Origin of the sequence: Pedobacter alluvionis, assembly GCF_003664035.1 — a bacterium.
Lineage (GTDB): Bacteria > Bacteroidota > Bacteroidia > Sphingobacteriales > Sphingobacteriaceae > Pedobacter > Pedobacter alluvionis.
This window is the reverse complement of the sequence record NZ_RCCK01000010.1, coordinates 1,475,557-1,500,395: the sequence shown is the minus strand read 5'-3', so window position 1 is coordinate 1,500,395 and position 24,839 is coordinate 1,475,557. Positions and strand designations below refer to the sequence as shown.

Genomic DNA, 24,839 nt, shown 5'->3' with positions numbered 1-24,839 from the left:
TATTGCGCCCTGCTAACTAGCTTAAACAACACACAAATTCTGAATTCATAAACTAAAACCAACAAATGTTTTATGCAAACATCTAATGAAACCATTAGTATTGACCATGATAAGGAACTAGACCTCCACTTAACCAGTCAAGGGGTTTCTCCTGAAAAATTATTTAGCCATCCGGTTGGCCTTTTTGTACTCTTTTTTACCGAAATGTGGGAGAGATTCAGTTATTACGGAATGCGGGCCATTTTGGTTTTGTTCCTGATTAGCGATCTGAGCAAAAACGGCTGGGGTTGGCCACGGCCTGAAGCCTTACAGCTTTATGCTATTTATACCGGTTTGGTATACTTTACACCAATACTTGGTGGTTTAATTGCCGATAGATTTACAGGTTATAGAAAAGCGGTGATTATCGGTGCTTTTATTATGACGCTCGGTCACGCTGCAATGGCTCTTGAAGGGGTTAGCACCAATTTTTTCTATGTTGGTTTGCTTTTATTAATTATTGGTAACGGATTTTTTAAACCAAATATTTCTTCAATTGTAGGTAAACTTTACCCCCCTATTAGCGATAAAAAAGATAGTGCTTATGCCATATTTTACATGGGTATCAATTCCGGTGCATTTATCGGGATGTTAATGTGCGGTTATATTGGCGAAAAAGTAGGTTGGCATTATGGTTTCGGCTTAGCTGGCGTATTTATGCTTTTCGGAATGCTACAGTTTTATTTCGGACAAAAAATATTCGGTGTAATTGGTTCGGCAGTTGATAAAACTAAAGCAGTAGAAAAAGCAGATCCAACGGTAGAAGAAATTCCTAAAAAAGTTAGAAGTCAACGCTTATGGGTAATCGCCATTTTGTCTATTTTTACCATTTTCTTCTGGATGGTATTTGAGCAGGCAGGCGGATCGATGACGATTTTTGCAAAAGATTACACCTTAAGAAACTTAACAGGAGGAGCAGCTACAACCTTTAAATGGGTTGATGCCATCCTGACCATATTTCCATTGGTAGCCGTAACTTTTGTGCTGTTTTCATTAGCAGGCAAAATTTTCAAGAAATATCCAGCAACTATTTTATTTACATTATTGAGTTTTGCCATTATCTGGGTATTGGCCATCTGGAAAGTAAGCAGAGAAATGGGGTCTGTAAGTACCGAAGTTCCGGCTTCCTGGTTTAGTGTATTAAACTCATTCTTTATCGTATCCCTGGCGCCTATTGTTTCTAAAATATGGGAAACCAAATTTAACCCAAGCGGGCCAGTAAAATTTGGCTTCGGTTTAATTTTTGTAGGTATTGGTTTCGCAGGCTTAGCTTATGGCGGTTCGTCTATTCCACAAGGAGCCACTTCAGCGCAAGTAAGTTTATTCTGGTTAATTTTTGCCTATTTCTTCCATACTGTTGGCGAGTTATGTATCTCTCCTGTTGGACTATCGTATGTAAGTAAGCTTGCACCTTCAAACCTTGTGGGTTTAATGTTTGGTGTATTTTTTACCTGTACTGCCATTGGTAATTACCTGGCCGGAGCTACAGGATCATTAATTGACAAAATAAGCGCTGCTTATTCAATTTCGACTTTCTTCCTAATATTCACCATAATACCAATTGTAGCAGGTTTAATTATGTTTGCCATAAGCCCTATTCTGCGCAAATGGATGCACGGTGTTCACTAATAAAAAAATAACTTTTACCTAAAAGCCCGATCTTTATCGGGCTTTTAATTTTTAAACCTATTTAATGGAAAAAACAGTTTCAATAGAAGAGATTCAGAATTTTGAAGGAAAATACCCGAAACAACTCTGGCATTTATCGTTGGTAGAAATGTGGGAGCGTTTCTGTTTTTATGGAATGCGTGGGGTATTGGCTTTCTTTATGGTAGAACAACTGGGTTTAAGCGACCAAAAATCGAACCTGCAGTACGGTGCTATACAAGCCTTTGTTTATGCTTTCACTTTTATAGGTGGTATTTTTGCCGATAAGATTTTAGGATTCAGAAAATCTCTTTTCTGGGGCGGAACGCTAATGATTATTGGAAACTTAATCCTGGCTCTCTCTCCACACGATTTATTTTATATAGGCATTACCCTATCCATTATCGGAACCGGTTTTTTTAAACCCAATGTTTCATCAATGGTTGGCGAATTATACCACGAGAAAGATAATCGCAGAGATGCAGGATACGGACTTTTTTATGCCGGTATTAATGTAGGTGGCTTACTGGGTGGTGCCATCTGTATTTATCTGGGTAAATATTACAACTGGCATTTATGTTTCTTATCTGCCGCCCTGGTAATGATGTTTGGCTTAGGCACGTTCATCTTTACCAAAAAACACTTAGGTCCTATCGGGAGTTCACCATTGCTACACCTTAAAAAATCAAAACAGCAGCTATGGGAAATAGCCGTTTATGTGGGTTCGATACTGTGTATTCCATTGATTTATATCATGGTAAAGAACACGGCCTTTACTGATTATTTCATGTACACCATAGGCGTTGTTGCCCTGGTTTATTTCCTATACGAAACCTTTAAAATAAAAGATAAAAAAGCACAATATAAACTATTGGCGGCATTCGTCTTTATCTTCTGTTACTTCATTTTTATGGCCATATCTGAACAGAGTGGCGGTTCGCTTTCGTTATTTGCAAAGGACAACCTGGATCATAAAATCCTCTTTTTTAATATCGATCCCAATGTGGTAAACAATAGTGTTAACTCGTTTTTTGTTATTGTTTTTAGTCCGATTGTCGGCATTTTATGGCTTGGCCTATACAAACGTAAAATAGAGCCCAATACGGTGGTAAAATTTGGGATCGGCTTCCTGTTATTGGCTTTAAGTTTTTACGTTTTTTATGCCACCAGGTTCTTCGCCAATGTACAAGGCATTAGTTCGTTAAATGTATTTACGCTGGCTTATTTATTGTTAACCCTTGGCGAGCTTTGTTTAGGGCCAATTGGGATGTCGATTATTACCAAACTCTCGCCAAAGAAAATGTTCGGCATGATGATGGGACTTTGGTTTTTATCAAGTGCTTTTGGGCAATTGGCTGCCGGAAAACTGGGTGCAGAAATGTCGAGTATCGACAATGCTTCACTACCAACTAAATTAATGGCTTATACCGAAGGTTACAAAGCATTGGCTTTGTACTCTTTAATTGCAGGTTTGGCATTAATTATTTTTTCGCAACTGGTTAAGAGATTGATGCAGGAAGTGAGGTAATAGTTCTTTGTCATTCTGAACGCAGTGAAGAATCTTTTTTATTATAAAGGTATAAAAGGAAGAGTCTTCCGTTACACTCAGACTGTCGACAAGTATTTTAAGAAAAAATGGGCATATACTTTAATATTTGGAAAGGAAAGGACTGGAGTTCTTGGCATCTTCAGTCCCGCCATTCGCTATAGTCCCTCTTTTCAATCGGGCGCTACCGCTGCTGTCGGGTTTAGGAACAATGGTTTAGTGACTTTAAATCTAATTCTGCGCAGATCTGCGAAATCAGCGGGAAACAATAAGATCTAAGATATATTGGGAAATAATGGCATTAATAGATCCTGAAACAAGTTCAGGATGACGACCGCGGGGGGACAAATCACGTGGAATTAACGAAAATTCATAACGGTTTCATATTTAATATTTACTTTCGCAGTTTAAAAGCAATTGCCAACTAGAAATATCAAATATAAAGGCCAAAAGCTTCATTATTAAAAAAACCACAACAAGCGTGTCAGATAGTTTAGTCATCATCCCCACCTACAACGAGAAGGAAAACATCGAAAAAATCATTAGAAAGGTTTTTTCTTTAACACAACCTTTTCATGTTTTAATTATTGATGATGGTTCTCCTGATGGAACTGCTGAAATTGTAAAATCGCTGCAAAAAGAATACGAAGGGCATTTATTTATTGAAGAGCGTGCGGGTAAACAAGGTTTGGGTACAGCATATATTTATGGCTTTAACTGGGCATTACAACACGATTATGCCTATATTTTTGAAATGGATGCCGATTTCTCTCACAACCCGGATGATCTGGCTCGCTTACGCGAAGCTTGTGTAAATGGTGCAGATGTAGCCATTGGCTCCAGGTACGTTAAGGGTGTAAATGTAGTAAACTGGCCAATGGGTAGGGTTCTAATGTCATATTTTGCTTCAATGTATGTGCGTATCATTACCCGGATAAACATTCAGGATGCTACGGCGGGTTTTAAATGTTACCGCAAAATTGTACTGGAAACCATTCCATTAAATAAAATTAAGTTTGTTGGTTATGCGTTTCAGATCGAAATGAAATTCACCGCCATTAAATTTGGCTTTAAAGTAGTAGAAGTTCCCATCATCTTCACTGACCGTACCGAAGGAACATCAAAAATGAGCACCCGTATTTTCAGAGAAGCTTTTTTAGGTGTAATCCAGATGAAAGTTTGGAGTTGGTTTAGAAGTTATAAAAGGGAGTCTGGAGTCGGGAATCCTAAGTCCTAAGTCCGAAGTCCAGAGTCCAGAGTCTTAAATCCACATCACCTGGTTCTATTCACTTCCAACTAAGGACTACAGACTTAGAACTAATAAATTAAGACTTCCCCTGCGATTCCCTGATCATTGCGCCAAAATCCTGCCCTTTATCCATGGCTTTAACCGTCATTACAATTCTTTTGGTACGGGTAGGTTCAGTTTTAGCCTGGTTAATCCAGTTGATATAATAGTTCTGATGCGATTTAGGCTGTTTTAAAAAATTTTGGATTAAATGTTCTTCTTCTGATAAACAGATTTCGAGATCTTCGGGCATTTCTATTTTAAAATCCTTATCTTCTTCTAAATAAAGTTCAACACTTGCTCCGGCTTCTTTTCTTAATTTTTTACGGACTTCGCCCTTTAAGGCAATAATAAAATCGCCCTCTCCCATTGGCATGGCTGCCATACCATTAATCTCCAATTGATCTATCTTCCCTTTTACCCTGAAACATTTTTTACAATCTGCTTTGATTTCGCTGGCCAGTGCTGCCGGAATAAACACATAACTCCAGCCTGTTTTCTCGCCCATGGTTTCGAAACGCTCTATTTCTGCTTTAAAATGGATCATGGTTTAATCTTTTTACGAATCTTTAATTTTATAATGCACACTCCTACCGCCGCCAAAAGCGATTAAAATACCCAAACTTTCTAATTCCTGTAAATCTCTTGTGGCAGTAGCTTTCGAAGTTTTAGTAATGGAAATATATTTTTTAGCGGTCATTCCACCTTCAAAGCCATCTACGCCAAAACTATACATTTTCTGCAGCACTTTTTTCTTTCTATCATTTAACTTCTCCCTAAATAAATCAAAAACCTTGATTTTACGAAGTGTGAAATCAATCATCTGCTTTGCATCTATTTGTGCCTGTAAGGCAATATTTACAAAATATTTTAACCAGTCAGAAATTTCATTACTTCTTTGAGCTTTTTTCAGAGCCTTGTAATATGCAGATCTATCTCTTTCAATAATTTTAGATAAACTAAGCATTACTGGCCTTCCTAATGTTTGGGCAATTGCTTTTTCAGCAATTGCTCTTCCAATACGACCATTGCCATCCTCAAAAGGATGAACTGTTTCAAAATATAAATGTGCAATAGCTGATCTTATTATAGGATCTTTAATTTCTATACGTCCTTGTGGCTTAGTTTCATTAAACCAAGTAATAAAAGCTTTCATTTCAATTACAACACGATGCGATGGTGGTGCTTCAAAATGGATTTTTTCTTTTCCTAAACTTCCTGATATAACTTGCATCGAATCGTTGCTTTTACGCCAGGTACCTACAGTTATATACTTACTTTCCGCAAATAAAAGACTATGCCAATACCACATTTTTTTTTCACTTAAGGAATCACAAAATGTGTTTCTTACATCAATCATTAAATCAGCAATCCCAGAAGCACGTTTATCCTTAACAACATCAGGTGTTTTATTAAGTCCGAGGTTATTTTTAATAGATGACATTACATCTTTTCTACTTAGGAATTCTCCTTCAATTTCTGAAGTCTTTATTGCTTCAGACAATATCATTTCCAATAATGTCTCCTGCCTGACATCATCTGGTAATGATTTTAATAAGGCATTAACTTCACCAGTTTCTTGAGCAAAATCATAAAGGTATTGTTCAATTTCTTTGATTGAAAAGGTAAAATTTGGCCATGTCGGTAGCTCCCAATTATATTGCATGAGCCGAATATACAATTTATTCGGCTCAAAAAAAAGCCAAATCATGAGCCGATTAGAAAGATTATTCGGCTCATGATGTTAAGAATGCATTTTGAAAAGTTATAACGATTGAACTTTTATTGTTTTGACCATTTAAGGGATTTAAGGAACATATAAGTTTTGCTATGAAAAGATCCTTCGAGTCTGTCACCATTGACAGACTCGAATAGAATGGGATGAAGCAGATTTCTCGGCTGCGCTCGAAATGACACGACCAACTGCAAGCTCATTTCATTAAGAAAGATTCTTCGCTACGCTCAGAATGACAAATCTTAATAGGGTGAGCGTAATTGCGCGGCACAATCTATCCCTGCTTTTCGGGGAAGCAATTTTAAAGCGCACATTTATAACGGCCGAAGGATTACTTCGGCAGAAGAGCTTCTCTATAATTATCCTGAATAATATACTGAATCAGTATATCATTCCCATTTTTTAAAGCGGAGTTCTGATAAGTACGAAACGGTTTAAATCGCTATCGGGTTCATCTGGATATCTAACTTTGCAAACTTTAATACTTCAATGCTCTGGAAGCCAAAATCTTCTACCACTTTACCTAAAATAAGGTAACAGCCCTTTCCTTTAAAAGGATACATGGGCGTGTTATTGGGAAAATGGGTAGTATCAAAAAAATCGCCGTTGGCATCTAAAAAAGTACCGAACCACATTTTGGTGTTTTTAATAGTGTGTACTGTTTTTTCGCAAACATAGTTCCCTACCATCCTTACTGTTTTACCTAAATGTTTGTGCATATCGGCTGCCATGGTATCGCCCCGATAAGGGGTTTTTAGAAAATCGAACATTTTATAATTGAGTGGATAACCCAATAACTCTAGTTCTGTGTAAGCATTTTCGAGTTCGGAATCGGCTAATGCCGGAAGTTGATAGGTTTTGTAACTTAACTTGAAAAGCTCCGCATGGTTTACCTTTTTCTGCTTAAAGCCAAGGTAATTGTGTACATCCCAAAGCAGAGTTTTACGGTCTTTCCCGGTAAAACGCAATGCCCCTAACCGGATTAAAATAATGGCCTGTTCGAGGGAAATGCAGGTTCTTTTCACAAAATTTTCAAGATCAAGGTACTCGCCGTTTGCTTTACGTTCTTGCGGGATGGTCCTGATATTTTTTTCTTCCAATCCCTGAATGCCGATAAAACCCAGGTAGGCATCTTTGCCTGTTATGGTTACCACCTCATCGCTATGGTTAACACAAGGTAAATGCACCCTGGCGCCTGTTTTTTGCAGTTCGTGCACGTAAACCCATCTACTGTAAAAACCACCATAGTTATTGAGTACCGCGACCATAAATTCCATAGGGTAATACGTTTTAAGGTAAAGGCTCTGGTAACTTTCAACGGCAAAAGAAGCTGAATGCGCTTTTGAAAAACTGTAGCCGGCAAAAGAAGAAATCTGCCGCCATACTTCGTTAACCAATTCTTCTGAATGTCCCTGGCGCCGGGCCGAAACCTTAAATTTGTTCACTAGTTCATCAAAAGCCAGTTTAGAGCGGTATTTACCACTCATGGCCTTGCGCAACACATCGGCATCGGCCAAATCGAGACCAGCAAAGTAATGGCAAACTTTAATTACATCTTCCTGGTAAACCATTACGCCATAAGTTTCGCTAAGCCGCTCTTTCATCACCTCGCAGAGGTACACCACTTTATCGGGCGCATGGTAACGCTCGATATAGGATTTCATCATGCCAGAACTGGCCACCCCTGGACGGATGATGGAACTGGCGGCCACCAGGGTAAGGTAGTTATCGCATTTCAGCTTTTTAAGCAATTGCCGCATGGCTGGCGATTCGATGTAAAAGCACCCTATGGGCTGCCCTTCTTTAAGGATATCGTTTAGTTTCTGATCTTTTTTAAAAGCTGGAAAATCATGGATATCAATAGCTCTTCCTTTATTCTTTTTGATCAATTGCACGGCCTCGCGGATGTGTCCAATGCCCCGCTGACTTAAAATATCGAATTTTTCGTAACCTATTGCTTCGGCCTCATACATATCCCATTGTACTGTTGGAAAACCTTTTGGCGGCATATCCAATGCGGTATAATAGGTAATCGGTTCTTCTGAAATCAAAATTCCTCCTGCATGGATAGAACGTTGATTGGGCATACTTTTCATGTAACGGTGCACGGCCAAAAGCTTCTGATAAGTAGCATTAAGCAAATTTTCCCGCTCTTTAGTAGGATCGGTAAAACTGTCTATTTCGCCTTTGGGTAAACCCAACACCTTACCAATTTCCCTGATAATTGCCCTGTCTTTGAAAGTGCTCATGGTACCCAAAAAAGCAACATGCCATTTAGGATAGCGTTCAAAAATATAACGCTGTATCACTTCTCTTTCATCCCATGAAAAATCGATATCAAAATCTGGTGGGCTTGTCCGTTTTTCGTGTAAAAACCGTTCGAAATACAGATCGAGATCAATCGGATCTACGTCTGTAATGCGCAAGCAATAGGCTACAATGCTGTTGGCGCCCGAGCCACGGCCTACGTGATAAAAACCCCGCTCATACATTGCATAATGTACGATATCATAGGTAATGAGGAAATAGGCACAGAAATTTTTAAGTTCGATAATCCGCAGTTCTTTTTCCAAACGCTTAAGGGCTTCTTCATTATTTTCGCCATAACGATATTTAAGTCCTTCTTCGGCCAACTCCCGAAGCATTTTTTTATCTCCTTCGAAATCTCCTGTATAAAAAAACTTGTTTTTGGAGGTAGGTGTATTACCATCCTCAAAATAAACACTTAAATCGCAACTATTGATCAGCTTTTGCGTGTTTTGAACAATAAAAGGATATTGTTCAAACTGCTGTGTCAGTTCGGCTTCAGGGATCAGAAATTCATCGGGATCACATTTTTGTTCTTCAGCTACTTTACTTAAAAGCGTATTGAGTTCTATAGCCCTTAAATATTCGTGCAACCGATAAGTAATTTTGTCGCCTACCGTAACGGGATGCCACACCAGCAGTTTTTCTTTCTGACCCAAAAGGGGATGTTTATATAAAAGATTCAGCTGTTTTCCACGCACACCTATATATTCGTTTGCTTTTAACGTTTGATTAAAAGTTTTATGAAAAGGATAAATAATGTACACATTTTCCATTTGGGGCGGAACCTCTGGCAATGGAAGGTTGTAGATGTTGTGGTGACTTAAAAATTCATTCAGCTCGCGCATGCCTTCTCTGTTTTTGGCAATGCCTACATATAACAGCTTGTTATCGATTCGAAATTCGATTCCTGCAACAGGTTTAATCTGATAAGGAATATTGCCCCTGTGTATTTCGTCGGCTTCTTTGGCAATGCCTTGCTTATAACACTCGCGAATAAACTCTACTGCACCCGTTGAGTTGTTGATATCGGTAAGAACCATTTGATGGATCCCTAAACGCCGTGCAGCAGCAATCAGTTGATCAATGCTCTGCGTACCATATTTCAGGCTGTAAGAAGAATGAACATTCAAAAACATAACTACTCGTAAGATTTAGTACCCGTTATTCCTTTTTCGCTCATAAAACTTCTGATTTTTGAACGTTTCCTTACTTCCGGCTCTTCTTCTGTTTGGTTTTCGATTAAAATTTTCTTTTTACGGGGATTGTACTTAATTATTTTTCCTTTTTCATCGCGGGGTGGTTGGGTAACAATAGAGGCTTTTACTACGGCTTCGGCACCATAGCTGTTACGCACCTTATCCATGGCCTGGCAAAGACTATATTCTTCTTCGGCGATATCATATAAACCAATCTGTTCGTAACCACTCACCAGGTGCGAAAGTTTTACACCCACCAAGCGCAGCAGCATCCGTTTTGAATATACCTTTTCGAACAGGCTATGTGCTTTGCTGATCAGAAATGAATCAAGCGAGGTATAAGGAATTCGCTCCTGCTGGGTAACGGTTTCGAAATTGGTGTAACGCACAGTTACCGTAATGCAGGCGGTTAGTTTTTTCTGATTACGCAGTTGAAAGGTTAGTCCGCTAACCATTCCGGTTATAATGGCTTTCAATTTAGCCATATCCATGGTATCGCTTTCGAACGTGGCCTGTGTACCGATTGATTTTCTTTCGCGGTAAGGCACCACGGGCGAAAGATCGATCCCATTTGCTTTTTGCCACAAACTTAAACCATGTTGCCCTAAAATTTTAAACATGAGCTGTTGTGGAATCTGCGTAAGTGTAAGGATTTCGCGAACACCCATTTCGCTTAATTTTTTATAGGTAGCATGACCAATACCCGGAATTTTGTGAATAGCCAGGGGATCGAGAAAGGGCCGCAATTCAGGAAAAGTGACCTGCCGTTCGCCACCGGGTTTAGATTCGTTGGTGGCTATTTTGGCTACGGTTTTATTGATCGACAAACCAAAGGAAATGGGCAATTTCATCTCTCTAATAAGGGTTTGCCTGAGTTCTGACGCGAATTTCATACAGCCAAAAAAGCGATCCATACCCGTCATATCGATATAATGTTCATCAATACTGGCTTTTTCGAAAAGAGGAACTTTATCGGCAATAATCTCGGTAATCTCGTGCGATGCCCTAGAATATTCCTCCATATCGCCTTTTAAAAATATAGCCTGGGGACACAGCAATTTTGCCGTCCTGCCGGGCATCGCAGAATGTATGCCGTACTGGCGTGCCTCGTAACTGCACGAAGCTACCACTCCCCTATCGCCGCCACCACCGATAATTACGGGTTTACCCAACAATTTGGGATTTTTTCTGATTTCTACCGATACAAAAAATGCATCCTGATCCATATGAATAATCTGCCTTTCTTTATCCATTCTCGTATTATAAGGGGATGATTGAAATCAAAATTACTAATAATTTTAGCTTAATAAAGATTTACAGTAGATTAATTCTTAACAAAATACTAACAATTTTAGTTTTTTTGTTGTTAATTTACATCATGATTAGGCAGGAGCATGGGTTCAGACTAAAAAAACGATTGACGTTTATGGGAGAAACCAACGCGTTGGTGCGTGCGGACACGAACCACGGAAATAGATTAATTCTTGACAAATACTACAATTTTAGCTTTTAGTTTAATACTACAGCGAGCTAGAAATGTTATAAGACTACTAAAATGTTTGATATTCGCGAGAAAACCATCACGATCGCTGGTTAATAAGTACCCAGACTCACGAACATATAAGAAGCACTAAAATAATACAGTGGAACGTGGGAATACAATCAACTCAGAGCGTTAATAAAAACTTTGTCTGTTTTAAAATGTTAAACTAGTAATAAACATTTATCCTATGGAAACTAAAGACAATAAAAACACGGCAAAAAAAAATCATAAAAATGAAGGAAGCTCAAAAGAAAAGGCCTCCTTCGATCAAAACGGACAGGGTTCTTCAGAAAAATTTGGTCAGGCTGGCTCTACACCTAATGAATCAGGAGAGAGTGGGCCTGGTACTGTAGATAAAAGTAAAAAAGCTTAGAAAGATAAAAGAGTATAATACTCTTTTATCTTTCGTAAATACTCATCTTTTCAGCTAGTTCTATAATGCTTTTTATTTTCAGTTTTTGAAAAAGCCTCAATTTATACGTACTTACTGTACCCATTTGAAGCTTTAACTGGTTAGAAATTTCCAATACACCAATACCTTTTGTTAAAAGTTCTGCCACTTCAAGTTCTCTGCCCGAAAGTTTAGTGAAAGGATTATCGGCATCGTTACCTAATATGCTATTGAACATATTCTCTTTAACATTTCGGCTTGAGTAGCGGCTGCCAGCTAAAATTGTAGTAATTGCAGTCACAATCTCTGATTCTTCAGCATTTTTGGTCAGGTAACCAGAAGCCCCTGATTTTAAATAAGGAACTGCATAAATATTTTCATTTAAAGAAGAAAATACTAGGATTTTAGCATTAGGCTGAACCAACTTAATTTGATCGATTACCTTAAGGTTGTTACCTCCAGGCAAGTTTACATCAATGATGATTAAACTTGGTGATTTTTCTACTTCCACAAGCGCCTGCTCTAAAGTAGACGCATGAATGATTTCAACACCAGACCAAAAGTCTGATATTAAACCTTTTAATCCACGTCGGATGATTTCATGATCATCAGCGATGAGTACGGTGAAAGTACTTACAGCATTTTTTGTTTTCATTATAATTAAGGATAATAATTAAGGATATTGCGCAAGTTAGTAAAAAGTTATTTTTTTTACGCAATTGTAGCTAATTTTTCGGTAAAAAATGTAAATATTATTATACACAATTCAATAATTTTGTTAATAAAACATAAGAGTTGCCCATATAATGTTAGACTTAAAGGACGAATATGATTAGGAAATATCATGCATTCTACTGCTATAACCTATTAATAGCCAACTGAGAAATCGTAAGTGTAACCGCAGCTGTTAATGGTCAAAATAGTATTACTGCCAAATGTTGTAATACTATAAGTTAACACCAAAGCTCCTAAACCTGTAATCAATACTAAGATATTGCGGCAATTAAATAAGGCAATAGCAATAACAGTTCCTCAAAAGCCTAATCAATTACGCAACTGTTACCATTGCTAATACATCTACTTGAGCAACACCCACTGAAGCTATATGATCAGCAACACAGAATAATTTTAAGTACCAAACTTCAGAGGCAAAAAAGAATGGTGATGGGTTAGAAAATTGTAAAAGAATGATTAGATCTTAGCCCGGATACGACTGAGTGTTTCCAGCCTGACGGCCAGAAAAGATGCAATGTATTTTAAAGAAACGCGGTCTATCAGGCCAGGGAAAGAAACCAGGAATCGTTTATATCTTTTTTCGGCAGAAGAAATTCTACAAAGATAAGCACGCTCCTCTGCAGAACGGTAATACAACTCCATCATTTTTCTGCCTACAATGTTGGCTTCAGTAAAGTTTTCAAACAGGTAATCTGATAATACATGCGGAATGGCAATTAAATCTACATCTTCCAATGCCTGCAAATACTCTTCCGAATCGCCTTCCCCCCATAAATTACGTATCGTTCCTACCACTTCATTTTCTTTTGAAATCCAGGTGGTAATTTCCGTGCTTCCATCTTTTATAAATCCCCTTACCACCCCTTTTACAATCAAAAACAAAAATTTATTACGGTCAACTGGCGAAACCAGGTATTTATTCTTCTTATAACTAATGGGAAATGTATGCTGGTTAATGCCTCTTTCTATTTCATCATTTAGTGGATGAAACTTTTTAAAAACATCAATTAAAGGCGAAATATTATTGTATTTCTTCCACCTCTCCTCATCAGACAAGTTAACTGCGATCATAGAAATTACTGCTTGGATAGACGATCCTCGCTTTTAAATAAGAGAATTATTACGTAATAATAAGAACATTGATTTTAAAAAAGAAGTTTTTATTTATTAATAATTTAAAAACACCTTAAAACTCCTTTTCAACACCTAGACCAAATAAAGCAAAGTCATATTTAACCGGATCTAAAGGATCAAACGCTCTTAAATGAGTAGTTAGTTCTACGGCGGTTAACCAATCTGTCTGCTTCCGGTTAATGAGCCCGAGCAAGCGCCCAACCCTGTCTACGTGCACGTCACATGGGCAAATCAGATCTTTAGACTTTAGCGTATTCCAGATCCCAAAATCAACGCCTTTATTATCAGTTCTTACCATCCACCTTAAAAACATATTTAAGCGTTTGCAGGTCGATTTTTGTTGCGGTGAAGAGATATGTTTCCTGGTACGGTGCGGAAAATCTTCCAACGAGAAAAAATAGGACCTGAAATGGTTCAATGCCTGTTCTATTGAAAAATGAAGATCGGCGGTATAACAAACTTCAGAAGAAACCTCTATATTTCGCTCTGTCGAAGAAATATCCAGGTATTCAGTTCTATAAATATCCTGTTGAGGAATAAAAGCCTGTTCCAGACTTTCGAAATTTTTATAATGCTGCTTAAAAAACGAAATAAAATAGAGCAGATCCGTATCGTTAAAGGTGCGGTGTTTAAAATTCAGCAAACGTTTTAAATCATCATCACTATGGTTTAGCACAAAATCGTGCGGTGCATTATCCATCCGGTTAAGCAACTCCCGGCATTTATTGATAATCGTTTTCCGTTGCCCCCAGGCCAAAACCGCAGCAAAAAAACCCGAAATTTCAATGTCCTGCTTTTTCTCAAAAAGATGTGGAATACAAACCGGATCGTTTGCTATAAAATTAGGCTGGTTATATTGTTCAACTTTGCTATCAAGAAAATTCTTCAGCTCCAGAAATTGCATATCAGTAATTATTTAAACAAAAATAGCAGCACAACACTGGCCACTTAAACCGGATTGAAACGGTATCCTTTTTTGTTTTGCAGATTTTAATGAAGCAGGCACTTCAACAAAAAAGATGTAGTGTAAAGCCGGGACAAACATTAAATTATAGAACAGAGCTGGCTTTACAAAAAGATTAAAAACCGGGCAAATGCAGACCATAATGCCCGGTTGAAATTTTATGCCAATGCCCTTTCCAGGTCTTCTAAAAGATCATCAATATCTTCTACCCCAACACTTAAACGAAGTAAGTTATCGGTAACACCAACTTTTTCTCTTTCCTCTTTCGGAATAGATCCATGTGTCATGGTAGCCGGGTGATTGATCAGTGATTCTACCCCACCTAAAGATTCGGCAAGCGTAAACACCTTAAAATTAGAGGAGATCCTGAATGTTTCTTCCAGATCAGCTCCTTTTAAGGTAATCGAAATCATACCTCCAAAGCCACGCATCTGTTTTTTAGCTACATCATGGTTAGGATGATCTTCGAAACCCGGCCAATAGATTTTATCAACTTTTGGATGTGTTTTTAAATAGTGCGCAATACGTTCGCCGTTTTCGCAGTGTGCTTTCATCCTTAAATGAAGTGTTTTAATCCCTCTTAAAACCAAAAAAGCATCTTGCGGACCTGGCGTTGCACCGCAAGCATTGTAAATAAACCAAAGGTCTTTATACAATTGCTCATCATTGGTTACCAAAGCGCCCATTACCACATCAGAGTGACCGCCAATATATTTGGTTACCGAGTGCATCACAATATCAGCGCCTAAATCGATAGGGTTTTGCAGGTATGGCGACGCAAAGGTATTGTCAACCGTCAGGATTAAATTTTTCTCTTTGGTAATTTTTGCTACCCCTTCAATATCGATAATCTGCATCGTTGGGTTGGTTGGCGTTTCAATCCATACCAGTTTCGTTTTATCGTTAATGTACGGCAGCATATTCTCTGGCTTAGAAAGATCCAGAAAATGAAATTTGATTCCGTATTTGGTATAGATTTTAGTAAAAATACGATAAGAACCGCCATAAAGGTCATTTCCGGTAATTACTTCATCGCCTGGCTGCAATAATTTTAGTACAGCATCTGTAGCGCCCATTCCACTCGAAAATGCCAAACCGTATTTAGCATTTTCCAAAGCAGCTAAACAATCTTCCAAAGCTTTACGCGTTGGATTGGTGCCTCTCGAATACTCATACCCTTTGTTATCTCCTGGAGATTTTTGCCAATAGGTAGAGGTTTGATATATCGGTGTCATTACAGCACCTGTTGTTGGATCAGGCTCCTGGCCTGCATGGATGGCTTTAGTTGCGAATTTCATTTTTTTTAAGATTTGAGAAACCAGATATGAGATATGAGACAGGATATATGAGATATTAGACATGAGATTTATTTTTCTCTCAAATCTCATATCTCCCCTCTCACATCTACCTAATAAGCTCTTGCAAATAACACTCTCTGAATAGATGGTTTGCCTGAATAAATGCAAACTCCATCTTCCAGTTTATTATCTAAAGGAATACAACGAATTGTTGCTTTCGTTTCTTCTTTTATTTTTTGTTCCGTTTCTGGCGTTCCGTCCCAATGTGCTGAAATAAAACCAGCTTTGGTATCTAACAATTCCTGAAACTCTTCGTAACTGTTAGCTTCAGTAATATGTTCATCACGATAAGCTAATGCCTTGTTGAACATACTCTGCTGAATATCTTCCAACAATTTTACGATGTAAATATCCAATCCTTCCTGAGGTATAGTCTGCTTTAATTTGGTATCCCTGCGGGCAACTTCTACCGTTTTATTCTCCAGATCACGGCCACCGATTGCAATACGGATCGGCACACCTTTTAGTTCATAGTCAGCAAATTTAAATCCCGGGCGTTGTGTATCCCTGTCATCATATTTCACCGAAACGCCTAATCCTTTTAAACGCATGGTTAATTCATTTACATACGAAGAAATTCTGGCCAGATCCTCATCACCTTTATAAATCGGAACAATAACCACCTGAATTGGTGCCAGTTTTGGTGGAATAATCAATCCGGAATCATCGCTATGGGCCATAATTAATGCACCCATTAAACGGGTAGAAACACCCCATGAAGTAGCCCAAACATGATCTAATTTCCCATCTTTACCCGTAAACTTAACATCAAAAGCTTTGGCAAAATTCTGACCTAAAAAGTGAGATGTACCAGCCTGTAAAGCTTTGCCATCCTGCATTAAGGCTTCAATACAATAAGTATCTAAAGCACCCGCAAAGCGTTCATTTGGCGATTTACGACCTCTGATTACCGGAACGGCTAACCAATTTTCGGCAAAATCGGCATAGATATGGAGCATACGTTCTGTTTCCTCAATTGCCTCCTCAGCTGTAGCATGTGCTGTATGCCCTTCTTGCCACAAAAATTCGGCAGTACGCAGAAACAATCTGGTACGCATTTCCCATCTTACTACATTCGCCCATTGATTGATCAGTATGGGTAAATCACGGTATGACTGGATCCAGCCTTTATAAGTATTCCAAATGATGGTTTCAGATGTAGGGCGAACAATTAATTCCTCCTCTAATTTAGCTGTTTCATCTACGACAATATTTCCATTACCGTCATTTTTTAACCGGTAATGTGTTACAACTGCACATTCTGTCGCAAAGCCCTCAACATGAGAGGCTTCCTTAGAGAAAAATGACTTTGGGATGAATAATGGAAAATAGGCATTTTGGTGTCCGGTATCCTTAAACATTTTATCCAGTATTGCCTGCATTTTTTCCCATATAGCATAGCCATTTGGCTTAATAACCATACATCCACGCACAGCAGAGTGCTCTGCTAAATCTGCTTTTAGTACGATATCATTATACCACTGGGAATAATCGGCTTCTCTACTTGTAATTTCTTTGCTCATCTTATGTATTTGGAACGTAATTTGTAAGTTAAAAAGTGTAAAATTCGATAGCAAATTTATAAATTTATGCCTACAAACGATCAACAATTAATATCAATTGTGATTTAACATTTTTAGAATAAGTAAATAGTTAGGAATTAACTACTTTTGGAACTTGTTTATTACATTCGTGAACACACACAACTAAATATAAACACAATGAAACCAATTAAATTTTTACCAATTGTCATGATTGCCACCGCAGGGTTGGTGGCCTCATGCTCTACATCAAAACTGGCTCAAACCAAGCCTGCTGATGATGTTTATAATACTGTGGCGAAAGCCAGGGAGGTGGAAATGGCACCTCAACCTCAGAACCGGCAAGGCCAGCAATATCAGGCCCAGGGACAGGAAGAATATGATGAATATTATGGAACAAGTAATCCATATTACGACATGGATTATTCTTCAAGGATAAACCGTTTTTATAATGGATACAGTTTCCAGGGCTATTACGACCCCTATTTTGATAACTATTATTACGGCAACAGTTACGGACCATCTAACTATTTAGGTTTTGGATTGGGTTGGGGTAACGGTTACGGCTTAGGTGGCTGGGGTGGCGGCTTTGGAGGTGGATGGGGCTACGGCAGCATCTGGAATAATCCATTCTATTACGGCAATTATGGCTTCGGATGGAACAATCCTTATGGCTGGAACTCCTGGGGACCAAATTCTTACTATGACCGTTACGGTTGGGGCGGCGGATATTACGGCGGAGGCTGGGGTATCGGCGGCGGATACTATGGTGGTGGTGTGTATACCAATAGAGGTAATTACAGAGCTAGACCTGGAAGTAATGACAGAGGCGTACCAAGATATGGAAATGGTAACGCAGGAAACGCAGGCAGACCAAGTAGATCTGGCGTAAGCAATCCAAACGGCGTATCTTATGCACCAAACAATAATGCAGGCAGACCAACAAGAAACCAAGGTGGGTATACTCAAAACCAAGGCAATCAAAGTGGCAGACCTACCAGGAATAATGGTTATGCACCTCAAGGTACACAAAGCAGCAGACCTACCAGAAACGAGAGCTATAATCCCCCTGCAAGAACCGAGAGCAGACCAAGTTATTCACCTCCACCATCAAATGGCGGCGGGGGCGGTGGTTCTAATGGCGGCGGAGGCGGCGGTGGCTCAAGACCATCAAGAGCTGGAAGAGGTTAATTATAAATTCTAAACACACAAATGAAAAAAATCATCCTGGCTTCTCTAGTAGCTACAGTAGCTGCTATGGGAACAACATACGCCCAAAGTTATGCACCCGATGCGTTCCGTTTTTCGCAAACCAATTATGGAAGCTCGGCAAGGTTTAAAGGAATGGGCGGAGCGCAAATTGGTGTTGGAGGCGATATTGGTTCAATTAATGCCAACCCCGCTGGTTTAGGTTTATTTACCAAATCAGAATTTAGCATTACTCCGGAATTCAATTCAGTATCTAACAATAGTGGATATTTAGGGAATAATATGAAAGCTAATAAAAGTCAGATTAACCTGAACAATATTGGCGTAGTATTTTACAGTCCTGCTGCCAAAATGAAAGGGTCTGATGTAGATAAAGGTTTAGTAAGTACGGTATTTGGTTTAAGCTATACCCGGAATAACGATTTTTTAAATAACATCAGTTACAACGGCACCAACACAAACAGCTCGATCAGGGATTCTTACGTAGATCAGGCCAATGGTGGTGGAATTGATAATTCAATAGCTGGAGATGCGTATAATAGCTATTTAATTAATAAAAATGCACCCAATTTTCCAAATGGATATTCAGCAGAACCTTATAACAATGCGAGTTTTAAACAAAATTGGGATGAATCCAGATTAGGTTCAACATCAGAATTTAATGTGGCAGGTGCCCTCAACTTTGGCAACAAAGTATATATCGGCGCAACCGCTAGTTTTGTAAATGTGAAATACATTAGCGATGCGACTTTTACCGAAGCGGGGATAGTGAACACTTTTGATGATGGCTTATCAATCCCTGCATATACCGGAAATGAAAATTACAACTTAACGCATTTCAGAAATCAAGAAACCAAAGGTGGTGGATTTAACCTGAAACTAGGTATGATTTTCAGACCGGTTAATGAATTAAGAATTGGTATAAATTTCCAGACCCCCACCTGGATGAACATTGAAGATAATACAGGCGAGACTTTACAAGCAAATTTAGCTGGAAATGCAACAAATGCACCTTCTAACTCAAATAACCCGACTAAATATTATACTTTCAGTTATAACTTACGTACGCCATTAAAAGCTTCGGCCGGTATTAGCTATGTAATAGCAGGTACTGCATTAATATCAGCTGATGTCGATTATGTGGATTATTCTTCAATGCGTTTTTCAGCTTCTAACGGCTCAGATCCATCAACAATAAACGACAATAATGCTTTTATCAAAGCCTCATATAAAGAAGCTGTTAACTATAGAGTTGGTGCAGAAGTAAAAGTAACCAATGAATTGAGTTTACGTGCTGGTTATGGTGTAAATGGAAACGGCGTTAAAGGTGGAGATAATAAATTTTACCAGGGTCAGTATTACACCGGTGGTATTGGATACCGTATTGATAACTATTATTTTGATTTAGCGTATCAGAACTACAAAACAAACTTCAGTTCAAGTCCATATTTATTAGATGATTATACAGAACCTGTTGCAGATGTTAAAAGCAATAGAAATAATGTATTCTTAACTTTTGGGGTAAGATTTTAATAATAATTTTTCTTAAATAATTAATAAGCGCCAGTTTTCGATAAGGGAACTGGCGCTTTTGTTACAACAAAAAAGGATACCCAATCGGGTATCCTCAACATTATTAACTAACTAATGTCTATTTAATTAACATCCCACCATAACCTGTCGGTAATTTTAGCCTTTTGTTGCGGTTGTGGGTTTGCTGTAATTTCGGTATTTGGATAAAGTACCCTTCTCGGAATTTCAGAGAGTGCATTTTTAACTTTGGTTAAAACCGGGAAGCCAGTACGACGCCAATCTGTATAATTTTCAGCATTAAGAAAGTTGGCAACCGACTTTTCTTCCATAATTAAACGAAGCGCATTTGTACTACTGAGTGTCCCCCGCGAAGCAATGTAGGTATCCATATCGGTTGTGCTCACCCCTACCTTAGTCATGTGCTGTTTGATACCATCCTGATAAAAAGGTTGTGCAGCTGCAAAACCCGATACCACGAGCGTGGCTTCGGCTTTTATGAATAATGCCTCGGTGTAATTTACCAGGTAATTATTGGCGTTGGCCCCTGCGTAAAAATCGGCAGGGATTGAGTAAGCTTCCAGATTTCCAATTTCTTCTAAACCAATCTGCCGACCCGTATATAAACCGGTTTGTTTGGCGGGTTTAACCATTTTACTTAATCTTGGATCGTTTCTGGTAGTAAAATCATCAACAAAGGTGTTGGCCAGCACAAATGTAGTGCCTGGCAGAAAATTCTGCTGCCATGGATTTTCTGCCCCTGCTGCACCACTGAAAGCAATTTTAGCATCATCATCATTGCTTTGCATACCATTAGTTAATGCAGTCAAAGCCAGCTGTGCTTGCGCAGAAGCTGTATTTCCTGGTGCTTTACTCAGGTGCATGTAATAACGTGCTTTTAAAGTATAAGCCAATTTTCTCCACTTTGCCATATCGCCAGCGTACATCAGATCGTCACTGCCAGCAGCCAAACCAGCATTGCGACCGATATCTGCAATCCCATCATCTAACAATCGCTGTATCTCGGTGTATATTTGTTGCTGGGTATCGTAAGTAGGATTGGCAACATCGATTCCCTTGAAAGCCTGACTGTAGGGGATATCTCCCCATACATCGGTTGCGTAGCCCAAAGTATACGCAGTGAGTATTTTAGAAATCGCAGTATAATTATAATTGCCGTTTGCAGCTGCTTTTACATTTAAGAGGCTTAGGTTTTTCAGCGTACGCGCATATACATTGTTCCAGTCACCGTTCATATCAATATTATACATCTGATAAGTACCGAAGTTTGGTGCCACCTGGTTTAGTGCCATTACCTGAAGGTATTGCTGTAGCACTACACTTAAATTTCCATCGCCTGATGCATTGATGTTCTGGGAGATCAGAATCTGAATAGGCGGTAACATGAGCGATTCTTTAACATCTATCGGTCTGTTGGGGTCATAGTTAACATCTATATATTTTTTGCACCCGGCAAAAGCCATCATAAATGCAAAACTTAAAATGAAATATATCTTTTTCATGTTGATTCTTTTTTATGTATTGGGTTTATAATGTTAATCTTAAACTGAAATCTACCGAGCGGGATGTTGGGGTTGAGAAGGAATAAATCCCCTGAGATCCGTTTGAAGAACCAAAAGAACTTACTTCAGGGTCTCCACCTGTAAAGTGTGGTGCATATATCCACAAATTTCTACCCGTAACCTGCAAGCCAATAGTTTTGAAAGGTGTTTTTTGCAGCCATGTTGGTTTTAGGTTATACCCCATGCTAACATTTCTCAATTTTACATAAGTACCGTCCTGGATAACCGATTCCAATACACCATTGGCCCTCTGGTAATAAGCCTGTCCTGAAACAGACACTGTATTCGGCAAACCTGTAGTCGCATTTACACCCTCAACAACACGTGGACCACGGTCTTCGGTAACTTTTGGTGTGCCATAGAAATAGCCGTAACCATCCACATTGTTTTGGATATCGCCTCCCTTTTTCATATCAAAAGAGAAACTAAGCGTAAACTGTTTATACTTGAAATTATTAACAATACCGCCCATCCAATCTGGATTAATATCACCGATTATACCCTGTTCATCTGCAGCAAATGGTAACCCATCATTACCGATTAACAATTTTCCTTCACTGTTTCTGGCGTAACGGGTACCAAAGATTACCCCATAAGGCTGGTTTGGAAAAATAACGGTAAAGCCGTTGTCGAGGCGCTCCAGATTATTATTGATCGAAAGGACCTTATTTCTGATCCTGCTATAATTCAGGGTCAGGTCCCAGCTGAAATTCTCCGTTTTTATAGGTTTTGCATTTAAAAGCAGCTCGATACCTCTGTTGCGCATTACAGCTGTATTTACACTCGTAGCGTTAAACCCGGTTGACGGTGCCAGTGCTACATTAGGAATGATCCCGTTGTTTGTCTTTTTATCGAAATAGGTAACCTCCAGGCTTAAACGGTTTTTAAAGAAACCTGTTTCTAAACCGATCTCAAATTCATTGATCCGTTCATTTTTTAGGTTCGGATTGCCTAAGGTTTGACTGATCAAAAAGCCAGCCTGTTGCTGATAAGGAAAGGTAATGTTTCTTATCGGCAATGATTCGTACGGCGTAAGCAGGTTATATGGCCCAATGCTGGCATTCCCCACTGTACTATAGGATAATCTTAATTTCCCAAAACTCATGATATCCGATAGTTCTTTCGAAAAGAAATTGGAAAAGATAAAACTTGTAGCAGCAGAACCATAAGGATAAAAACTGTTGTTTTTGGCCAGTACAGAAGTGCCGTCGTACCTTCCGGTAAGGGAGAGGATTAAGAATTTTTTATAATCAATATTAGACTGTAAATAGAATCCTATTTTTCTGGTCAGATAACTTGTTTCCTTAAAATTTATATTTGATGTAGATCCAATGTTATCAAACCCTGGAACGGTTATACCCAGGCCGTTGGCATAGGCAGTTTCAGTATAGGTTGATAATATGTTGTTGCCCAATAGCGCATCGATGGTAAAATCACCAAAACTTTTGTTGGCACCGATGATCAGGTCATTATTATATTGCCTGAAATTGGTGTTGTTGTTTACGATCCGGCCATTAGGGTTCGAAACCGAGAGCAACGATTCATGATATTTGCCCTGTTCAACATAAACATCAGCACCAAAACGTTCCGTTATAGTTAACCAGTTCAATACTTTGTAATCAGCATTAAAAGTTGGTAAAAACCTGTTTACTACCGAAGTATTGCTGATGTTATCCAATACCCAATATGGGTTGTTCCTGGAAAAACGGAACAGCCTCTGCGTGCCGTCCGGGTTGAGGGCAGGCTGTAGATTATAGGAAACTGGCGCTGTAAAAATAGTCCATACAGGGCTTTCAAGGGCATATCCTTCAGGCAGCCTATTGTTTTTGGTATTGGCATAGTTAAGGGAAAAGGTAATATTGAGATCCTTTAATATCTCGGTGCTGAATTTCCCAAAAACGGTATTCCGGTCGAACGAAGTGCCAGGTACCGTTCCATCCTGAGCAAAATTGGTATACGATATAAAATAAGAGTTGTAAGCTCCACCCCCATTTACGGCTACCGTGTTGGTATATGTTTTTCCGGTTTTGAAAAATAAATCAGACTGATCGTATACCTGTGCAGGCTGACCATTAATTTTCAGGGTATCCATCCTTGCTCCCCATGAAGTACTTGTTTTCTGGTTCACACCATCAAAATATACGCCGTTAGATCCTAATGAATATTTATTCTGGATTTCGGGCAAAAGTGGTTTCTCCATAGAAAATGATGATGAAAAACTCAAGGAAGGCTTTTTATTCAGGCTACCTGCTTTTGTAGTGATAATAATCACACCTTTTGCACCGTCAGATCCATATAGCGCTGTTGCTGCACCACCTTTTAACACATTGATGCTTTCTATAATATTTGGATCAAGATCGGCAATACGGTTGGTGCCTGGCCCCATGTTGAGATTACCTGTTTCATCATTGTTAACCGGAATACCATCAATTACCATCAAAGCTTCATTGTTGCCAAAAAGGGAATTGGCTCCCCTGATTACAATACGCGATGAACTACCCGGAGTGCCCGAAGAACTCGTAATCTGAACACCCGAAACTTTACCGGCCAGAGCATTTACTAAATTAGGCTCTTTGGTCTGGGTCAATTGCTCACCTTTTACCTCTTGAGAACTATAGGTAAGGTTACGTTTTTCCCGCTTTACACCTAGTGCAGTCACTACAATCTCATTCAGGTTTTGCTGGTCTTCGCTTAAAGTGATGGTTATGTTGCTTTGCCCATTATAAGCAAATTCTTTGGTTGTATAACCAATGCCACTAAAAACCAGTGTAGCCGGGTTTCCGCTTTTAATTGAGAATAGCCCTTTTGCATCGGAAGAGCTACCAACGGCTGTTCCTTTAACTTTTACCGATATACCTGGAATTGGTTGCCCCGATACATCTATAATTTTGCCACTAATCAGTGGCGTTTGACCATAAATCTGCACGCAACAGAGCATAGTCAAAATGAACAAAGTAATCTTTAATCTGGTCATTGTATTCAGTTTAGTTAGTAGTATGACCAAATTTAGGTTTATAAAAAGCCAGATAGAATGCTGATTTTAACACGTATTGACCAGAAATTAACGCAAATGTTACAATCTTCTTAAAT

General features: G+C 38.9%; 17 protein-coding genes. 6 read left to right on the top strand and 11 right to left on the bottom strand.

Annotated features, from left to right (window positions below; all coding sequences use genetic code 11):
• Positions 1 to 72 precede the first annotated feature (72 nt).
• The 3 genes from BCL90_RS06570 to BCL90_RS06555 all read left to right on the top strand — a co-directional run bounded on the left by BCL90_RS06570 (position 73) and on the right by BCL90_RS06555 (position 4,469).
• The gene (locus tag BCL90_RS06570) at positions 73 to 1,668 is read left to right on the top strand and encodes a peptide MFS transporter (protein WP_121283195.1); all 1,596 of its coding nucleotides are present in this window, start codon (positions 73 to 75) and stop codon (positions 1,666 to 1,668) included.
• Positions 1,669 to 1,732: 64 nt separating this feature from the next.
• A complete protein-coding gene (locus BCL90_RS06565) occupies positions 1,733 to 3,214 on the top strand; it encodes a peptide MFS transporter (protein WP_121283194.1) in 1,482 nt (493 codons plus the stop codon).
• Between the two features lie 499 nt (positions 3,215 to 3,713).
• The gene (locus BCL90_RS06555) at positions 3,714 to 4,469 is read left to right on the top strand and encodes a polyprenol monophosphomannose synthase (protein WP_121283192.1); all 756 of its coding nucleotides are present in this window, start codon (positions 3,714 to 3,716) and stop codon (positions 4,467 to 4,469) included.
• A gap of 88 nt (positions 4,470 to 4,557) precedes the next feature.
• Here BCL90_RS06555 and BCL90_RS06550 read toward each other — a convergent pair whose 3' ends face one another.
• From BCL90_RS06550 to dinB, 4 genes are all read right to left on the bottom strand, one after another.
• Entirely contained in the window at positions 4,558 to 5,067 is a 510-nt protein-coding gene (locus BCL90_RS06550) for a YdeI/OmpD-associated family protein (protein ID WP_121283191.1), read from the bottom strand.
• Between the two features lie 12 nt (positions 5,068 to 5,079).
• Positions 5,080 to 6,186: a Fic family protein gene (locus BCL90_RS06545; RefSeq protein WP_121283190.1), complete on the bottom strand. Its 1,107-nt coding sequence runs from the start codon at positions 6,184 to 6,186 to the stop codon at positions 5,080 to 5,082.
• Between the two features lie 503 nt (positions 6,187 to 6,689).
• Entirely contained in the window at positions 6,690 to 9,701 is a 3,012-nt protein-coding gene (locus BCL90_RS06540) for a DNA polymerase III subunit alpha (RefSeq protein WP_121283189.1), read from the bottom strand.
• A gap of 2 nt (positions 9,702 to 9,703) precedes the next feature.
• On the bottom strand, positions 9,704 to 11,014 hold the full coding sequence (gene dinB / locus BCL90_RS06535; RefSeq protein WP_121283188.1) for a DNA polymerase IV: 1,311 nt from the start codon (positions 11,012 to 11,014) through the stop codon (positions 9,704 to 9,706).
• Positions 11,015 to 11,491: 477 nt separating this feature from the next.
• Between dinB and BCL90_RS06525 the strand changes: the two genes are divergently transcribed.
• On the top strand, positions 11,492 to 11,677 hold the full coding sequence (locus tag BCL90_RS06525; protein ID WP_121283186.1) for a hypothetical protein: 186 nt from the start codon (positions 11,492 to 11,494) through the stop codon (positions 11,675 to 11,677).
• Positions 11,678 to 11,702: 25 nt separating this feature from the next.
• Here the strand turns inward: BCL90_RS06525 and BCL90_RS06520 are convergent, their stop codons facing one another.
• The 5 genes from BCL90_RS06520 to proS form a co-directional block, all read right to left on the bottom strand.
• Positions 11,703 to 12,350, bottom strand: a complete 648-nt coding sequence (locus tag BCL90_RS06520; RefSeq protein WP_121283185.1) for a response regulator — start codon at positions 12,348 to 12,350, stop codon at positions 11,703 to 11,705.
• Positions 12,351 to 12,886: 536 nt separating this feature from the next.
• Positions 12,887 to 13,501: a Crp/Fnr family transcriptional regulator gene (locus BCL90_RS06515; protein WP_121283184.1), complete on the bottom strand. Its 615-nt coding sequence runs from the start codon at positions 13,499 to 13,501 to the stop codon at positions 12,887 to 12,889.
• A gap of 115 nt (positions 13,502 to 13,616) precedes the next feature.
• Complete coding sequence (locus BCL90_RS06510) at positions 13,617 to 14,468, bottom strand: TIGR02757 family protein (RefSeq protein WP_121283183.1); 852 nt, start codon at positions 14,466 to 14,468, stop codon at positions 13,617 to 13,619.
• 218 nt (positions 14,469 to 14,686) lie between these two features.
• Positions 14,687 to 15,826 (bottom strand): cystathionine gamma-synthase, encoded by a 1,140-nt coding sequence (locus tag BCL90_RS06505; RefSeq protein WP_121283467.1) that lies wholly within the window; start codon positions 15,824 to 15,826, stop codon positions 14,687 to 14,689.
• A gap of 110 nt (positions 15,827 to 15,936) precedes the next feature.
• Complete coding sequence (proS, locus tag BCL90_RS06500; protein ID WP_121283182.1) at positions 15,937 to 17,409, bottom strand: proline--tRNA ligase; 1,473 nt, start codon at positions 17,407 to 17,409, stop codon at positions 15,937 to 15,939.
• 198 nt (positions 17,410 to 17,607) lie between these two features.
• Here proS and BCL90_RS06495 point away from each other — a divergent pair, with 198 nt between their 5' ends.
• On the top strand, positions 17,608 to 18,618 hold the full coding sequence (locus BCL90_RS06495; protein ID WP_134380595.1) for a hypothetical protein: 1,011 nt from the start codon (positions 17,608 to 17,610) through the stop codon (positions 18,616 to 18,618).
• Positions 18,619 to 18,639: 21 nt separating this feature from the next.
• Positions 18,640 to 20,169: an OmpP1/FadL family transporter gene (locus BCL90_RS06490; RefSeq protein ID WP_121283180.1), complete on the top strand. Its 1,530-nt coding sequence runs from the start codon at positions 18,640 to 18,642 to the stop codon at positions 20,167 to 20,169.
• Between the two features lie 122 nt (positions 20,170 to 20,291).
• Here BCL90_RS06490 and BCL90_RS06485 read toward each other — a convergent pair whose 3' ends face one another.
• Positions 20,292 to 21,689: a SusD/RagB family nutrient-binding outer membrane lipoprotein gene (locus tag BCL90_RS06485; RefSeq protein WP_121283179.1), complete on the bottom strand. Its 1,398-nt coding sequence runs from the start codon at positions 21,687 to 21,689 to the stop codon at positions 20,292 to 20,294.
• A 25-nt stretch (positions 21,690 to 21,714) separates the two neighbouring features.
• A complete protein-coding gene (locus BCL90_RS06480; protein ID WP_121283178.1) occupies positions 21,715 to 24,723 on the bottom strand; it encodes a SusC/RagA family TonB-linked outer membrane protein in 3,009 nt (1,002 codons plus the stop codon).
• Between the last annotated feature and the right edge of the window lie 116 nt (positions 24,724 to 24,839).

Excerpts from the sequence above, each read along its gene's own strand:
- BCL90_RS06505 (WP_121283467.1), bottom strand. The coding sequence starts at position 15,826 with ATGAAATTCGCAACTAAAGCCATCCATGCAGGCCAGGAGCCTGATCCA.
- BCL90_RS06515 (WP_121283184.1), bottom strand. The coding sequence starts at position 13,501 with ATGATCGCAGTTAACTTGTCTGATGAGGAGAGGTGGAAGAAATACAAT.
- BCL90_RS06540 (WP_121283189.1), bottom strand. The coding sequence starts at position 9,701 with ATGTTTTTGAATGTTCATTCTTCTTACAGCCTGAAATATGGTACGCAG.
- proS (WP_121283182.1), bottom strand. The coding sequence starts at position 17,409 with ATGAGCAAAGAAATTACAAGTAGAGAAGCCGATTATTCCCAGTGGTAT.
- BCL90_RS06525 (WP_121283186.1), top strand. The coding sequence starts at position 11,492 with ATGGAAACTAAAGACAATAAAAACACGGCAAAAAAAAATCATAAAAAT.
- BCL90_RS06570 (WP_121283195.1), top strand. The coding sequence starts at position 73 with ATGCAAACATCTAATGAAACCATTAGTATTGACCATGATAAGGAACTA.
- BCL90_RS06545 (WP_121283190.1), bottom strand. The coding sequence starts at position 6,186 with ATGCAATATAATTGGGAGCTACCGACATGGCCAAATTTTACCTTTTCA.
- BCL90_RS06565 (WP_121283194.1), top strand. The coding sequence starts at position 1,733 with ATGGAAAAAACAGTTTCAATAGAAGAGATTCAGAATTTTGAAGGAAAA.
- BCL90_RS06510 (WP_121283183.1), bottom strand. The coding sequence starts at position 14,468 with ATGCAATTTCTGGAGCTGAAGAATTTTCTTGATAGCAAAGTTGAACAA.
- dinB (WP_121283188.1), bottom strand. The coding sequence starts at position 11,014 with ATGGATAAAGAAAGGCAGATTATTCATATGGATCAGGATGCATTTTTT.
- BCL90_RS06490 (WP_121283180.1), top strand. The coding sequence starts at position 18,640 with ATGAAAAAAATCATCCTGGCTTCTCTAGTAGCTACAGTAGCTGCTATG.
- BCL90_RS06550 (WP_121283191.1), bottom strand. The coding sequence starts at position 5,067 with ATGATCCATTTTAAAGCAGAAATAGAGCGTTTCGAAACCATGGGCGAG.
- BCL90_RS06520 (WP_121283185.1), bottom strand. The coding sequence starts at position 12,350 with ATGAAAACAAAAAATGCTGTAAGTACTTTCACCGTACTCATCGCTGAT.
- BCL90_RS06495 (WP_134380595.1), top strand. The coding sequence starts at position 17,608 with ATGAAACCAATTAAATTTTTACCAATTGTCATGATTGCCACCGCAGGG.
- BCL90_RS06480 (WP_121283178.1), bottom strand. The coding sequence starts at position 24,723 with ATGACCAGATTAAAGATTACTTTGTTCATTTTGACTATGCTCTGTTGC.
- BCL90_RS06485 (WP_121283179.1), bottom strand. The coding sequence starts at position 21,689 with ATGAAAAAGATATATTTCATTTTAAGTTTTGCATTTATGATGGCTTTT.